11 protein-coding genes are annotated in these 15,139 nt (G+C 59.8%); 5 read left to right on the top strand and 6 right to left on the bottom strand.

The annotated features are described in order from the left end of the window. Nucleotides 1-2: 2 nt before the first annotated feature. The 4 genes from QMK51_RS18695 to QMK51_RS18710 form a co-directional block, all read right to left on the bottom strand. Nucleotides 3-980, bottom strand: a complete 978-nt coding sequence (locus tag QMK51_RS18695; protein WP_320391205.1) for an ABC transporter permease — start codon at nt 978-980, stop codon at nt 3-5. Next, entirely contained in the window at nt 977-2,530 is a 1,554-nt protein-coding gene (locus tag QMK51_RS18700) for a sugar ABC transporter ATP-binding protein (protein WP_258696711.1), read from the bottom strand. The genes QMK51_RS18695 and QMK51_RS18700 overlap by 4 nt, the downstream gene beginning before the upstream one ends. A 56-nt stretch (nt 2,531-2,586) precedes the next feature. Further along, the gene (locus QMK51_RS18705; protein ID WP_320391206.1) at nt 2,587-3,543 is read right to left on the bottom strand and encodes a sugar ABC transporter substrate-binding protein; all 957 of its coding nucleotides are present in this window, start codon (nt 3,541-3,543) and stop codon (nt 2,587-2,589) included. 174 nt (nt 3,544-3,717) lie between these two features. Continuing rightward, nucleotides 3,718-4,170, bottom strand: coding sequence for a hypothetical protein (locus QMK51_RS18710; RefSeq protein ID WP_320391207.1), 453 nt, complete (start codon nt 4,168-4,170; stop codon nt 3,718-3,720). Nucleotides 4,171-4,463: 293 nt separating this feature from the next. Here QMK51_RS18710 and QMK51_RS18715 point away from each other — a divergent pair, with 293 nt between their 5' ends. Both QMK51_RS18715 and QMK51_RS18720 read left to right on the top strand, forming a co-directional pair. After that, nucleotides 4,464-4,754 carry a DUF1654 domain-containing protein gene (locus QMK51_RS18715; RefSeq protein WP_320391208.1) on the top strand — a complete coding sequence of 97 codons (291 nt, stop codon included), beginning with the start codon at nt 4,464-4,466 and terminating at the stop codon, nt 4,752-4,754. A gap of 4 nt (nt 4,755-4,758) precedes the next feature. Continuing rightward, entirely contained in the window at nt 4,759-5,448 is a 690-nt protein-coding gene (locus tag QMK51_RS18720) for an endonuclease I family protein (RefSeq protein ID WP_320391209.1), read from the top strand. A 262-nt stretch (nt 5,449-5,710) separates the two neighbouring features. Here QMK51_RS18720 and QMK51_RS18725 read toward each other — a convergent pair whose 3' ends face one another. Further along, nucleotides 5,711-7,174, bottom strand: a complete 1,464-nt coding sequence (locus QMK51_RS18725) for a glyceraldehyde-3-phosphate dehydrogenase (protein WP_123720883.1) — start codon at nt 7,172-7,174, stop codon at nt 5,711-5,713. Nucleotides 7,175-7,528: 354 nt separating this feature from the next. On the opposite strand from QMK51_RS18725, the gene mfd reads away from it, so the two are divergent. From mfd to QMK51_RS18740, 3 genes are read left to right on the top strand one after another with little or no spacing between them, the layout of a single operon-like run. Further along, entirely contained in the window at nt 7,529-10,978 is a 3,450-nt protein-coding gene (gene mfd, locus QMK51_RS18730) for a transcription-repair coupling factor (RefSeq protein WP_320391210.1), read from the top strand. A gap of 10 nt (nt 10,979-10,988) precedes the next feature. Next, entirely contained in the window at nt 10,989-11,555 is a 567-nt protein-coding gene (locus QMK51_RS18735; protein WP_320391211.1) for a CsiV family protein, read from the top strand. Nucleotides 11,556-11,566: 11 nt separating this feature from the next. Beyond that, nucleotides 11,567-14,260 (top strand): DEAD/DEAH box helicase, encoded by a 2,694-nt coding sequence (locus QMK51_RS18740; RefSeq protein WP_258696718.1) that lies wholly within the window; start codon nt 11,567-11,569, stop codon nt 14,258-14,260. A gap of 138 nt (nt 14,261-14,398) precedes the next feature. On the opposite strand, the gene QMK51_RS18745 is transcribed toward QMK51_RS18740, so the two are convergent. Next, nucleotides 14,399-15,136 carry an S-methyl-5'-thioinosine phosphorylase gene (locus tag QMK51_RS18745; protein WP_258696719.1) on the bottom strand — a complete coding sequence of 246 codons (738 nt, stop codon included), beginning with the start codon at nt 15,134-15,136 and terminating at the stop codon, nt 14,399-14,401. Nucleotides 15,137-15,139 lie beyond the last annotated feature (3 nt).

Consider the following 15,139-nt stretch of genomic DNA (forward strand, 5'->3'; position numbering starts at 1 on the left):
ACTCAGGTCCGCCGGCTTGCGCGCTGACTGCGATAAGTATCGAGCACCACCGCCACCACGATAACCGCACCGGTGATGATGCGTTTGGTCGGTTCGGTCGCGCCGATCTGCGCCAGACCGGCCGCCAGTACGGAAATAATCAAGACGCCGAAGAACGTGCTGATAACCGAACCGCGCCCGCCCATCAGGCTGGTGCCGCCGATCACAACCGCGGCGATCACTTGCAGCTCCAGACCGGAACCGGCATTCGGGTCCGCCGCTTCCAGGCGAGAAATCTGAAACAGCGCAGCGATACCGGCCAGCAGCCCCATCAGACTGAAGACCAGGATCTTGTAGGGCTTCGGATTGATCCCTGCCAGACGCACCGCCTCTTCGTTGGTGCCGATGCCGATCAGGTAACGACCGAACACCGTACGCGTCAGCACGGCCTGGGCAATGAAGATAATCAGCAAGGCAATGATGAATGAGGGCGAGATGCCGAATGCAATCGGGTTGGACAGCCAGGCGAATGCATCACCGATGTACGCGGTGCGCGAACCGGTCATCTGATACGCCAGCCCCCGCGCCATTTCCAGCACCCCGAGGGACACGATGAACGACGGAATCCGCCACGCCACGGTGATCGAACCGGTGAGGGTGCCAGCCAGTGCCGCGGCCCCCATACCCAGCAACGCCGCCGGCAACACGCTCCAGCCCCAGCCGAGGATCGCCACGCTGACCGTCGACGCCGCGAGCGCCAGCACTGAACCGACTGACAAATCGATTCCGCCGATGATCAATACGAAGGTCATGCCGACCGCCAGCACCATCAAATCGGGAATCTGGTTGGCCAGGGTGCTGAAGGTGTCGTAAGACAGGAAATGGCTGCTCAGCATCGAGAACAGCGCGACCATCGCCAGCAAGGCACCGGCCAGGCCCAGGTAAGTGCCGAGGCCATAAAAATTGCCGCTACGTTTGCCGACCAGAGTTGCAGTATTCATGGAAGATCCCTAGGCGCTGCTTCGTTGAGCAACGCATCACGTTTTTGGTAGCCGGCGAAAGCGGCGGCAAGCAAATCATCCTGGGTCCAGCTGTCGCGCTCGAAGGTGTCGATCAGACGCCCTGCCGATAGCACACCGATGCGGTCGCAGATCAGCATCAATTCCCGCAGGTCGCTGGACACCACCACCAGCGCTTTGCCCTGACGGGTCAACTCACCGAGCAACGTATAGATGTCGAACTTGGCGCCGACGTCGATACCACGGGTCGGCTCGTCGAACAGCAACACCGTGCAGTCGCGCTCCAGCCAGCGGCCAATCACGACTTTCTGCTGATTGCCGCCGGACAGCTCCGAGACCAATTGCGTCGGGCTGGAGCTGCGAATGCGCATGGCGTCGATCTGACGCTGGGCCAGCGCCATCTCGTCAGCGTTGTTGACGAAGCCGCCGCTGGAAATTACCGGCATATTGCCCAGGGCAATGTTGGCGCTGATCGATTGCGTCAGCAGCAGGCCTTCGCCCTTGCGATCTTCGGTGATCAGCGCAATGCCATGACCGACCGCGTCGGCCGGCGAACGAATATTCACCACCCGAGCCGGCGCCCCTAGCGCGACGGTGCCGCTGTCGGCTGTATCGGCACCGAAGATCAGGCGCAGCAACTCGGTGCGCCCTGCCCCGATCAAACCGGAAATCCCGAAAATCTCGCCGGCGCGCACTTCGAAGGACACATCGCGGACTTTGTCGGAGCGAGTCAGCCCTTTGACCGTCAAGGCTGGTGCGCCGATGTTGCGCGACCCCATGTCGATGTGTTCGCCCAATTCACGGCCGACCATCAGGGTGACCAGTTGCTCACTGTTGTAATTGGCCATCGGCTCGACGCAGACCAGGTTGCCGTCGCGCAATACCGCGATGCGCTGGGCCACCCGCGCCAGTTCTTCAAGGCGGTGGGAAATGTAGATGATCGACACGCCGCGAGCCTGCAGGCGAGTGATCTGCTCAAACAACATTTCGACTTCACGGGCCGTGAGCATCGCGGTCGGCTCGTCGAGGATCAGCACATGGCAATCGCCGATCAGGTTGCGGGCGATCTCCACCATTTGCTGGTGGCCGATACCCAGCTCACCGACCAGGGTGTCCGGGTCGATGGCGTCGAGGCCGACCTGGGCCATGGCCTCGATCGCCGCCCTGCGCAATTGCTTGCGGCTGATCCAGCCACCGTGACTGGGCAGGTTGTCGAGGAACAGGTTTTCCGCCACCGACAACGTCGGCAACAGATTGAGTTCTTGCATGACCATGCGGATGCCCAGCTCTTCGGCCTGGCTCCGGCTGCCGGGACGGTAATCCTGCCCCTGGAATTGCATCTGGCCGGTGGTCGGCTCGACCAGTCCGCCAATGATTTTCGACAGCGTGCTTTTACCGGCGCCATTCTCGCCGGTCAGCGCCAGCACTTCACCGCGCATCAGCGTCAGGTCAATGCCGGTCAGGACGGGTTGGGCGTAGGTCTTGCCGATACCGCTGACCGAGAGGACAGCGTTCGGGGCGCAAACGGACATAAAAACTCTCCATGTGCTCGCCTCAAGAGGCGAGCACCGTTGTGTCGCCAGAAGGACTACTTGGTAACCAGCTCTACCGGGGTTTCGATGACGCCGTTGGTACCGCTGTCGACTTTCTCGCCTTTGATGATTTTCAGCGCGGTCTCGATGCCGAACACCGCTTGCCGGGCAGCAAACTGGTCGGCGGTGGCCAGAACGCGACCGTCCTTGAGCATTGGCTTGATCGCATTGATGTTGTCATAACCGACCACTTGCACCTTGCCGGCCTTGCCCGCTGCACGTACGGCAGATACCGCGCCGACAGCCATGCTGTCGTTGCCGGCCAGCAGGGCTTTGATGTTCGGGTATTCGCTAAGCATCGACGAGGCTACCTTGCCGCCCTTGTCGATTTCCCAATCGCCAGACTGCAGGGACACGACTTTGATCTGCGCCGCTTCCATCGCATCCTTGAAGCCCGCCGTGCGCTGCTGGGCGTTGGTGGTGGTGGAAACGCCTTCGATGATGCCGACCTCATTACCGGCCTTCAGTTCTTTGGCCAGGTATTCACCCACCAGGCGTGCGCCTTTGCGGTTGTCTGGACCTACGAACGGAACGGTGATGTTTTTGCTTTTGACGACGGCCGGGTCCAGCTGGTTATCGATGTTGATCACGGTGATGCCGGCATCGACTGCTTTCTTGATGACCGGGACCATGGCCTTGGAGTCAGCCGGGGCAATGACCAATGCATTGACTTTGGACAAAATCATTTGCTCGACGATGCGCGTCTGGCCAGCCGTATCCGTTTCGTCCTTGATGCCGTTGGAGATCAGTTCGAAGTCGCCGGAGTGGTCTTTCTGGTAGGCCTTGGCGCCGTCTTCCATGGTCAGGAAGAATTCGTTGGCCAGGGATTTCATGACCAGTGCGACTTTAGGTTTTTCAGGGGTTTCGGCGAACGCCGAAGAGACAGGTAAAGCGGCGGATGCGGCCGCCAGCATAGCGACAGCGAGAAGACGTCCAGCGAATGGCAGCTTCATGGGTTCACTCCGATCTTATGATTATTCTGAGCAACGCTTGCGCTGGATCATCAATGGATCAGGCCATCGACGGCGACCACGCAAACGTTTGCGTAGACCGAACTATGCGAACCCTGTCGAGTTTTGTCAACGACCCGTTCTGTGTCTCGGTTGGCAAAAACCAACCGCTTCACATCACGCCGTGGTGCTGACCAGGCCGCCACTGCTGGAGTCCTTGGCCAGCTCTTTTACCAGACTGCCCGTCACTTGCGCGAGCGCCCCGCTGGTATTGGCGATTTGCCCCTGGATCGTCATGACCGCGGTGGACTTGGCTTCCGGGGTCGGATAATTCGCGGCTTGAGCGGCTGCCAGTTGTTGCTGCTGTTCGCGCAGTTGCTGCTGCAGTTCCTGCATGCGCTTGAGCAGCACCTGCACCGCAATACTTTGACTGCTGGTTTTCTCGGACTTGGTTTCGCCCTGAGCCCCTGCACCGCCGCCGGTTCTGACCTGGTTGTCGCTGCCCTTCTCTTCGCCCAGCGATTGGGCAGAGGCGTCGGAGGTCGCTTCACTCAAGGCGTTGATGGTCGCCGGGGACTTGCCCGCGATAGTGATAGCACCTGCATTGGGAAAACCGATGGTAAACGACATGTGAACTCCTTGAGAAAAAATCCTTGAAGGAGCATCGACCTGTGCGCGGGTTTCTTTAGCACTGATTTTCGATTTCGCAAGGCGACTTGCTCAACAGCGAAGAGCTGCAACGGATGTTCTGGGAATACTGACTCGCCCTCGCCCAACCTGTTCCGGCTGGGCACCACGCTTACCACTCGCCAGCCTTGGCGAGCGGCTCACGACCTCTTCCGACAAAAAACTTCCCACCGCCCTACATCAAACGGAAAAAACTACTGTCAGAGGATTTTCTTGAATTTTAAGCAGTTGCGAAAATGCTTACAGTTAAATACTGTATGCCCGTACAGTTCAATAAGGATAATTCCGTGGCCACTACCTCTGACTCTCCTGACACCTATGAACGCCTGGGTATGCGCGTTCAGAAAATCATCAATTCCCCCACCGCCCAGAAAGCCAAAGCAGCGCTGATCTTCCGTCTTCCGGACGAGCCTGTGGATGAGTGGGAACGCTTGCTCGAAGAAATCGACGAGAACGACAACGTCACCCTCGCCCATCGCGACGATGGCGGTGTGCAGATTTTCTGGGTAGTGCCGAAGGAAGATTGAGTCGATGAGTGTCCGCTGGTTTGCTTTACTGTTTTTGCTCATCACCCTCGGCGCCCAGGCTGGCGCCCCACGCACCTTCGACGAAGCCAAGAAAGTCGCCTGGAAGCTGTACGCTCCGCAATCCACCGAGTTTTATTGCGGATGCAAATACACCGGCAACCGTGTGAACCTCGCCGCATGTGGTTATGTGCCACGCAAAAACGCCAAGCGCGCCTCGCGCATCGAGTGGGAACACATTGTCCCGGCCTGGCAGATCGGCCATCAACGCGAGTGCTGGCAACAAGGCGGTCGCAAGAACTGCACGCGCTACGACCCGACCTATCAAAAAGCCGAGGCCGACCTGCACAACCTAGTGCCAAGCATCGGCGAGGTGAATGGCGATCGCAGCAATTTCAGTTTCGGCTGGCTGCCCGTTCAATCGGGCCAGTACGGCTCGTGCCTGACTCAAGTAGACTTCAAGGCGAAGAAGGTCATGCCCCGCCCTTCCATTCGCGGCATGATCGCCCGGACGTATTTCTACATGAGTAAGCAGTACGGCTTGCGCCTTTCGAAACAGGATCGCCAATTATACGAAGCCTGGGACAAGACCTACCCGGTTCAGGCCTGGGAACGTCAGCGCAACCAGAGCGTGGCGTGCGTGATGGGTCGCGGCAACGAGTTTGTCGGCCCCGTCGACATGAAGGCTTGCGGCTAACCGGCGACTAAAACAGGCCTGATGCCTAATGCCAGTCAGTTAAGCACAACCCATGCGGGAGCGGGCTTGCTCGCGAAGAGGCCAGCCCCTTCAAAATTGATGCCGACTGATACTCCGCCTTCGCGAGCAAGCCCGCTCCCACACGTTTCGTGCCCTGATTATCCTGATGCCAGGACGTTCTCCCGGCAGATTGCGCCCTCGCCGGACGCACAAACAAAAACGCCCCGACCGAAGTCGGGGCGTTTTCATGTGCGGCTAAGGCTTAGCGCGGGAACGCTGGCGGGTTTACACCGGCCATGTCTTCCATCACGCGAACGACCTGGCAGCTGTAACCGAACTCGTTGTCGTACCAGACGTACAGAACAACGCGGTTGTCCTGAACGATAGTCGCTTCAGCGTCCACAACGCCTGCGTGGCGCGAGCCAACGAAGTCGGTGGAAACCACTTCCTGCGAATTGACGTAGTCGATTTGCTTGTGCAGATCGGAGTGCAGCGCCATGTAGCGCAGGTACTCGTTCATCTCTTCACGGGTAGCGGCTTTCTCAAGGTTCAGGTTGAGAATGGCCATCGACACGTTCGGCGTCGGAACACGGATCGCGTTACCGGTCAGCTTGCCGGCCAGCTCAGGCAGCGCCTTGGCAGCAGCGGTGGCAGCACCAGTCTCGGTGATGACCATGTTCAGCGCGGCGCTACGGCCACGACGATCGCCTTTGTGGAAGTTGTCGATCAGGTTCTGGTCGTTGGTGTACGAGTGAACGGTTTCGACGTGACCGTTGATGATGCCGAACTTGTCATTCACAGCCTTCAGCACCGGCACGATGGCGTTGGTGGTGCAGGAAGCGGCGGACACGATCTTGTCGTCAGCGGTGATTTCACCGTGGTTGATGCCGTGAACGATGTTCTTCAGCTTGCCTTTGCCAGGCGCGGTCAGAACAACGCGGTCGATACCCGGGCAGGCCAGGTGCTGGCCCAAGCCCTCGGCGTCACGCCATACACCGGTGTTGTCCACCAGCAGCGCATTTTTGATGCCGTACTGGGTGTAGTCCACTTCAGTCGGGTTCTTCGCGTAGATAACCTGGATCAGGTTGCCGTTGGCGGTGATGGTGTTGTTGGCTTCATCAATGGTGATGGTGCCATTGAACGAACCGTGCACCGAGTCGCGACGCAGCAGGCTGGCACGCTTGACCAGATCGTTCTCGGCGCCCTTGCGGACAACGATGGCGCGCAGACGCAGGCCGTCGCCACCACCGGTTTTCTCGATCAGAATGCGCGCCAGCAGACGGCCGATACGACCGAAGCCATACAGGACAACGTCGGTGCCGGTACGACCGGAACCATTCTGCTTGCCGACCACATCGGCCAGTTCGTCACGGACGAACGCTTCGGCGGTACGGCCATTGCCTTCGGCCTTGAACTTGACGGCCAACTTGCCCAGGTCTACCGAAGCAGCGCCGAGCTTGAGCTCGCTCATTGCCTTGAGCAGAGGGAATGTTTCGTGGACGGACAATTCGCTGTCATCGGACTGGCGATGGCGAGCAAAGCGGTGAGCTTTGAGGATCGCGATGACAGACTGGTTGATCAGACTGCGGCCATAGATCGAGCTCACCACGTTGTTATTGCGGTAGAGCTGACCGATAAGCGGAATCATCGCTTCTGCGAGTGCTTCACGGTCGATCCATTCACCAAGACACTGGTCGGGCTTCTGAGTCACGGGAACCTTCCACATGTAGGGGCAGAAAAAAGGGGCTACATTATGCCGCCGAGTCCCTCCCGTAGCAATGCGCGCCTGTCGAACGGGCGGTAACAAAATCCCGTTCAAAAAAATCACGCCCTGCGCCAGCCCAGTAAAACCGGGGCTTTCAGCCTTGTCAAATTTTCGACGACAGCGCCGCCGTGTCCGTAACCCTCCGTAACACTGAGCGGTTTCGGCACTACATTTTCACTATTAAAGCGCCAGTTTTTGTCATTACCACTACATTTTGCCCAACCTGTGTATATAGACACAGTCTGCAACTGACAGCCGGCACTCGAGACCGTTACAATTGCCGACTTTGTCGCAACGCTTGGAGCTCAACCTTCCGTGCCCGTTCTGCGTCTACCGCTTCTCCCTGCCGCGGCAGGTAAACAGCACTGGGGCAACCTGCCCGGTGCCGCCCTGAGCCTGGCCATTGCCGAGGCCGCCAGCGCTGCCAAGCGCTTTACCCTGCTACTGACCGCCGACAGCCAGAGTGCCGAACGGCTGGAACAGGAGCTGAGTTTCTTCGCCCCGGATTTGCCTGTACTGCATTTCCCCGACTGGGAAACCCTGCCCTACGACCTGTTCTCGCCACACCAGGACATCATCTCGCAGCGCATCTCCAGCCTGTATCGGCTACCCGAGCTGGCACATGGCGTTCTGGTCGTGCCGATCACCACGGCCCTGCACCGCCTGGCGCCAACCAGATTCCTGCTGGGCAGCAGCCTGGTGCTGGACGTCGGCCAGAAGCTCGATGTCGAGCAAATGCGCAGCCGGCTTGAGGCCAGCGGCTATCGCTACGTCGATACCGTATACGAGCACGGCGAGTTCACTGTGCGCGGCTCACTGATCGATCTGTTCCCGATGGGCAGCAAACTGCCCTTCCGCATCGATCTGTTCGACGACGAAATCGAAACCCTGCGCACCTTCGATCCGGAAAACCAGCGTTCCATCGACAAGGTGGACACCGTTCGCCTGCTGCCGGCGCGGGAGTTCCCGCTGCAGAAGGACGCGGTCACCCGTTTCAAGGCGCGCTTTCGCGAGCGTTTCGATGTCGACTTCCGTCGCTGCCCGATCTTTCAGGATTTGAGCAGCGGGATTACACCGGCCGGTATCGAGTACTACTTGCCGCTGTTCTTCGACGAAACTTCCACGCTGTTCGATTACCTGCCCCAGGACACCCAAGTGTTTTCCCTGCCTGGCATCGAACAGGCGGCAGAGAACTTCTGGAACGACGTGCGCAATCGCTATGAAGAGCGTCGCGTCGATCCGTCCCGCCCTTTATTGCCACCGGCCGAGTTGTTCCTGCCGGTGGAGGATTGCTTTGCCCGCCTGAAAAACTGGCCCCGTGTGGTTGCCAGTCAACAGGACGTAGAAACCGGTGTCGGTCGCGAGCGCTTCCCGGCTCAGCCGCTGCCGAACCTGGCCATCGAAGCCAAGGCCACTCAGCCGTTGGCGGCACTGGCCGGTTTCCTCGACGAATTCCCCGGCCGCGTGCTGTTTACCGCCGAGTCCGCGGGCCGTCGTGAAGTGCTGCTGGAGTTGCTGGAACGCTTGAAGCTGCGACCGAAAACCGTCGACAGCTGGCCGGACTTTGTCGCCAGCAAGGAGCGCCTGGCGATCACCATCGCGCCGCTCGACGAAGGCTTGGTGCTGGACGATCCAGCCCTGGCGCTGGTCGCTGAAAGCCCATTGTTCGGTCAACGCGTGATGCAGCGCCGTCGCCGCGAAAAGCGCGCCGACGCCAACAACGATGCCGTGATCAAAAACCTCACCGAACTGCGCGAAGGCGCACCGGTGGTGCACATCGATCATGGTGTCGGCCGTTATCTGGGGCTGACGATTCTGGAAATCGACAATCAAGCCGCCGAATTCCTGACCCTTGAATATGCCGAGAACGCCAAGCTGTACGTTCCGGTAGCCAACCTGCATTTGATCGCTCGTTATACCGGCAGCGACGATGCTCTGGCGCCGCTGCACCGCCTCGGTTCCGAGACCTGGCAGAAAGCCAAGCGCAAAGCCGCCGAACAAGTGCGCGACGTGGCCGCCGAGTTGCTCGACATCTATGCCCGCCGCGCCGCTCGCGAGGGTTATGCCTTCGCCGACCCGAAAGCCGATTACGCGACCTTCAGTGCCGGTTTCCCGTTCGAAGAAACCCCGGACCAGCAGACCACCATCGAAGCGGTGCGCGAAGACATGCTCGCGCCGAAACCGATGGATCGTCTGGTCTGCGGCGACGTCGGTTTCGGCAAGACCGAAGTGGCCATGCGCGCGGCGTTCATCGCGGTGCATGGCGGCCGTCAGGTAGCGATTCTGGTGCCGACCACCTTGCTCGCTCAACAACACTACAACAGCTTCCGCGATCGCTTCGCCGACTGGCCGGTGACCGTGGAAGTGATGAGCCGCTTCAAATCGACCAAGGAAGTGAACGCCGCGGTCGCGGACCTGGCCGAAGGCAAGATCGACATCGTCATCGGCACGCACAAGCTGCTGCAAGACGATGTGAAAATCAAAAACCTGGGGCTGGTGATCATCGACGAAGAGCACCGTTTCGGTGTCCGTCAGAAAGAACAGCTCAAGGCCCTGCGCAGTGAAGTCGACATCCTGACGCTGACCGCCACGCCGATTCCGCGCACGCTGAACATGGCGGTGTCGGGCATGCGTGACCTGTCGATCATCGCCACGCCACCGGCCCGTCGCCTGTCGGTGCGCACCTTCGTCATGGAGCAGAACAAGAGCACGGTCAAAGAGGCCCTGCTGCGTGAGTTGCTGCGTGGCGGCCAGGTCTACTACCTGCACAACGACGTGAAGACCATCGAGAAATGCGCCGCCGACCTCGCCGAACTGGTGCCGGAAGCGCGGATCGGCATCGGCCACGGACAGATGCGCGAGCGCGAACTCGAACAGGTGATGAGTGACTTCTACCACAAGCGCTTCAACGTACTGATTGCCTCGACCATCATCGAGACCGGCATCGACGTGCCGAGCGCCAACACCATCATCATCGAACGCGCCGACAAGTTCGGCCTGGCCCAGTTGCACCAGTTGCGTGGTCGGGTCGGTCGCAGCCACCACCAGGCGTATGCTTACCTGCTGACACCGCCGCGCCAACAGATCACTCCCGACGCGGAAAAACGTCTGGAAGCGATCGCCAATACCCAGGACCTCGGCGCGGGCTTCGTGCTCGCCACCAACGACCTGGAAATCCGTGGCGCCGGCGAACTGCTGGGCGATGGGCAGAGCGGGCAGATCCAGGCCGTGGGCTTCACGCTGTACATGGAAATGCTCGAGCGTGCAGTGAAGTCGATCCGCAAGGGCGAACAGCCGAACCTCGATCAACCGCTGGGTGGCGGCCCGGAAGTCAATCTGCGTGTGCCGGCGTTGATCCCAGAAGACTACCTGCCGGACGTTCATGCGCGCCTGATTCTCTACAAACGCATTGCCTCGGCCACCGATGAGGAGGGCCTCAAGGACCTGCAAGTGGAGATGATCGATCGTTTCGGCCTGCTGCCGGAGCCGACCAAGAACCTGGTGCGGATCACGGCGCTGAAATTGCAGGCCGAACAGCTGGGCATCAAGAAAGTCGACGGCGGCCCGCAAGGCGGCCGTATCGAGTTCGCGGCACAGACCCCGGTCGATCCGCTGACACTGATCAAGCTGATCCAGAGCCAGCCCAAACGCTACAAATTCGAAGGCGCCACGATGTTTAAATTCCAAGTGCCGATGGAACGCCCGGAAGAACGCTTTAATACTGTAGAGGCGCTATTCGAGCGCCTCATTCCGACCACTGCTTGAAGGACGCCGCATGCGCCTGTTTCGCTCACTGACCTTGTTAATGTCGTTGCTCGCCTCGACGGCGTTTGCCGATGATCTGTATCAGGTTGAAATGATTCTGGTGCGGCAAAACGCCGTGCCCGCCATCGTCAGCCGCGCCGCGCCGGAAGACTGGGCTGCCGGCGCCCACCCCATCAGCCCCGACAGCTTTCGCACGCCGAGCCTGAATACCGAAGTGGAAAAGCTCACCGCCAGCAACGAATACACAGTGTTGCTGCACAAGGCCTGGCAACAGAACCTGGGTGAAGAAGCCAGCAAAGTGGCGATCAGCGAAGGCAAGGAACAGTTTGGCCAGTTCCCGATCGAGGGCACGTTGAACCTGAAACTGGGGCGTTTCACCGACGTCGACGCCGACTTCTGGGTCAATCAGATTGACGCCAACGGCATGGTCACCGCCAGCGAACGCCTGAAACAGGAAAGCCACACCAAGAACGGTCAGCTGAACTTCCTCGACAACGGTCACCTGGGCCTGCTGATCAAGATCACCTCACTGACCGCTCCTGCGCCTCGGCCAGCCCCCGATGTAATTCCGGACTGATTGAAGCCCTTATGTCCTCCGCGACCCTGAGCAAACCCCTGGCAACATCCTGGGTCAGCCGATTCAAGGAACAGAGCCTGGAGCGCGGCCGCCGCTACGCGCTGGAAAACCGCGTCAGGATCGTCGAAGTTGGTGACGCCACCATCACCGCCAGTTGCGAAGGCTCTGGCGGTAACGTTTACCGTCAGACCATTCGCCTGCGCGAGTCGGCCAAAGGCACCTTGCTGATGATCGACGCCACGTGCACCTGCCCGGTTCACAGCAACTGCAAACATTGCGCCGCGGTGTTGCTGCAAGTGCAGGAAACCCTCGCATACCCGGCCGCGGCAAAAGACGCCGAACTGCTGGAAAAACTTCAGGCCGTACTGGAAAACCGTAGCCCCAAGGCGCCGCCGCAAGTCTTGGTGGACAACGTGCAACCGGTGCCGCGCCTGTGGCTGGCGAGCATCGAGTTCAGCGCCTTCGAACCGCGTAACGGCAAGATGCAGCGTTATATCCAGCATCGTGCGGCGCTGTCCTTCAGTTATCTGGATGAATACGTCAGCGGACAGAAGAACGCCGACATCCTGATCCGCCAGGAGACGCAGACGTTGCGGATAAAACGTCACCCGGAAGTCGAACAGACCTACAGGGAACAGCTGCGAATTCTCGGTTTCAAGGTCGCCACCCGACAAAGCAAGGCCTTGCCGGAAAGTGCCGGCGAACTCTACGAGATGGTCAACGACAGCGCCTGGCTGACCTTCACCCTCAATGAGCTGCCGAAGTTGCGCACCCAAGGCTGGGAGTTACAGATCGACGAGGACTTCGGCTTCGACCTGACCGCCGTGGACGATTGGTACGCCACCGTCGAGCAGGCACCGGAGCGAGACTGGTTCGACCTGGAACTGGGGATCATCGTTAACGGCGAACGCCTGAGCCTGCTGCCGATCCTGTTGAACCTGATGCGCTCCCACACCGAGATCCTCAACCCGGAACGGCTCGCCCGACGTCGCGACGACGAACTGATTCTGGTGAACATCCCGCAACGCCGCAGCACCGACCAGGGCCCCTTGCAGGTCGCCCTGCCCTTCGGCCGCCTGAAACCGGTGCTGGCCACCCTCGGCGAGTTTTATCTGCAAGAACCCGGCGAAACCACGCTGCGCCTGAGCAAGGCCGACGCCACGCGACTGAACCCGCTGGAAGGCCTGCCGCTGCTCTGGGAAGGTGGCGAGCAGATCCGCACCTTTGCCCAGCGCCTGCGCGATATCAAGGACCACACCGCCGCCGCGCCCGAAGGCTTGAATGCCACCTTGCGCCCGTATCAGCTGGAAGGCTTGAGCTGGATGCAGTCGTTGCGACAACTGGAAGTCGGCGGGATTCTCGCGGACGACATGGGCCTGGGCAAAACCCTACAGACCCTCGCGCACGTTCTCAGCGAGAAAAATGCCGGGCGCCTCGATCGGCCGTGCATGGTGGTCATGCCCACCAGCCTGATTCCCAACTGGCTCGACGAAGCGGCGCATTTCACGCCGCAGCTCAAAGTGCTGGCGCTGTACGGTGTCAGCCGCAAAAAGCATTTCGACAATCTGGCCGATTACGACCTGATCCTGACCACCTATGCGCTGCTGCCCAAGGACGTCGAACGCCTGGCCGCGCAGCCGTTACACGTGCTAGTGCTGGATGAGGCTCAGTACATCAAAAACCCCAACAGCAAGGCCGCCCATGCGGCCCGTGAGCTGAATGCTCGCCAGCGGCTGTGCCTGAGTGGCACGCCGCTGGAAAACCATTTGGGCGAGCTGTGGTCGCTGTTCCACTTCCTGCTGCCGGGCTGGCTCGGTGACGTGAAAAGCTTCAACCGCGATTACCGCGTTCCGATTGAAAAACGCGCAAGCGAAGTAAGACTTCAACATCTGAACGGTCGGATCAAACCGTTCCTGCTGCGCCGGACCAAGGAACAGGTGGCCACCGAACTGCCGCCGAAAACCGAGATCATCCATTGGGTCGAGCTCAACGAAGCCCAGCGCGACGTATACGAAACCATGCGCCTGGCCATGGACAAGAAAGTCCGCGACGAAATCACCCGCAAGGGCGTGGCGCGCAGCCAGATCATCATCCTTGAGGCGCTGCTGAAACTGCGTCAGGTGTGTTGTGATTTGCGCCTGGTCAACGATGCCGCCCTGCCCGCTCGCGGCAGCACCTCCGGCAAACTCGACAGCCTGATGGAAATGCTTGAAGAGTTGTTCGAGGAAGGTCGGCGGATTCTGCTGTTCTCGCAGTTCACTTCAATGCTGTCGCTGATCGAGGACGAACTGAACAATCGCGGCGTGGCGTATGCGATCCTGACCGGGCAAACCCGCGACCGGCGCACGCCGGTGAAGGAGTTCCAGAGCGGCAAGCGTCAGATCTTTCTGATCAGCTTGAAGGCTGGCGGTGTAGGCCTGAACCTGACCGAAGCCGATACCGTGATTCACTACGACCCCTGGTGGAACCCGGCGACGGAAAATCAGGCGACGGATCGCGCGTATCGCATTGGCCAGGAGAAACCGGTGTTCGTCTACAAGATGATTGCCAGGGGCACGGTTGAGGAGAAGATTCAGCATCTGCAGAAGGAAAAGTCCGATCTGGCCGCAGGCGTGCTGGATGGGCGCAAGACCGGGGACTGGAAGTTGCAGAGTGATGATATCGAGGCGTTGTTTGCGCCGTTGCCGGAAAAAATCGACAAGTAGCGGCGATTATAGAATCGCCATCGCGAGCAAGCTCGCTCCCACATTGGATCTGTGTTTACCCACCATAATGGAGACAACACAAAATTAATGTGGGAGCGAGCCTGCTCGCGATGGGGGTCGACTCGATGTAACGACTGATTAACCCTTAAGCACCCGCGCCAACGTCGACTTCACCTTGCCCATCCCGTCATGTAATGCCTGCTCGATCTCGGCCATGGTGATCACTGCCGTCGACTTGCCCGCCGCCGGGTTCACCACCAGCGCCAGGCAGGCGTAATCCAGTTCCAGTTCACGCGCCAGTGCCGCTTCCGGCATACCGGTCATGCCGACAATGTCGCAGCCGTCACGTTCCAGCCTCGCGATTTCAGCCACTGTTTCCAGACGCGGGCCCTGGGTGCAGGCATATACGCCATGGCTGCTGTAGCCAACCCCTTCAACCGCCAACGCTGCAATCAATTGTTGACGCAGGGGTTCGCTGTAGGGATAGCTGAAGTCGATGTGCGTCACCTGTTCCAGGTCATCGGCAAAATAGGTGTGTTGGCGACCGCTGGTGTAGTCGATCAATTGATGCGGCACGCAGAAGTGCCCGGTACCCATCGCAGCATGAATCCCGCCCACGGCATTGACCGCAAGAATCGCTTCGGCACCGGCCTGCTTCAAGGCCCACAGGTTGGCGCGGTAGTTCACCTGATGTGGCGGAAAGCGGTGCGGGTGCCCGTGACGCGCGAGAAACAGCACTTCCTTGCCAGCGTATTCACCAATCTGCACCTCGGCCGAAGGCGCGCCGTAAGGAGTGTCCACCGCCAATGACTGACGAATGCTCAAGCCTTCGAGCTGAGTCAGGCCGGTGCCACCGATAATCGCGTAAACCGTCATAAC

Source organism: Pseudomonas sp. P9_31, assembly GCF_034008235.1.
Taxonomy (GTDB): domain Bacteria; phylum Pseudomonadota; class Gammaproteobacteria; order Pseudomonadales; family Pseudomonadaceae; genus Aquipseudomonas.

Bases quoted from the DNA above. Each gene is read 5' to 3' on its own strand.
- QMK51_RS18725 (WP_123720883.1), bottom strand. From the start codon at position 7,174: ATGTGGAAGGTTCCCGTGACTCAGAAGCCCGACCAGTGTCTTGGTGAA.
- QMK51_RS18735 (WP_320391211.1), top strand. From the start codon at position 10,989: ATGCGCCTGTTTCGCTCACTGACCTTGTTAATGTCGTTGCTCGCCTCG.
- QMK51_RS18745 (WP_258696719.1), bottom strand. From the start codon at position 15,136: ATGACGGTTTACGCGATTATCGGTGGCACCGGCCTGACTCAGCTCGAA.
- QMK51_RS18705 (WP_320391206.1), bottom strand. From the start codon at position 3,543: ATGAAGCTGCCATTCGCTGGACGTCTTCTCGCTGTCGCTATGCTGGCG.
- QMK51_RS18740 (WP_258696718.1), top strand. From the start codon at position 11,567: ATGTCCTCCGCGACCCTGAGCAAACCCCTGGCAACATCCTGGGTCAGC.
- QMK51_RS18695 (WP_320391205.1), bottom strand. From the start codon at position 980: ATGAATACTGCAACTCTGGTCGGCAAACGTAGCGGCAATTTTTATGGC.
- QMK51_RS18710 (WP_320391207.1), bottom strand. From the start codon at position 4,170: ATGTCGTTTACCATCGGTTTTCCCAATGCAGGTGCTATCACTATCGCG.
- QMK51_RS18715 (WP_320391208.1), top strand. From the start codon at position 4,464: ATGCTTACAGTTAAATACTGTATGCCCGTACAGTTCAATAAGGATAAT.
- QMK51_RS18700 (WP_258696711.1), bottom strand. From the start codon at position 2,530: ATGTCCGTTTGCGCCCCGAACGCTGTCCTCTCGGTCAGCGGTATCGGC.
- QMK51_RS18720 (WP_320391209.1), top strand. From the start codon at position 4,759: ATGAGTGTCCGCTGGTTTGCTTTACTGTTTTTGCTCATCACCCTCGGC.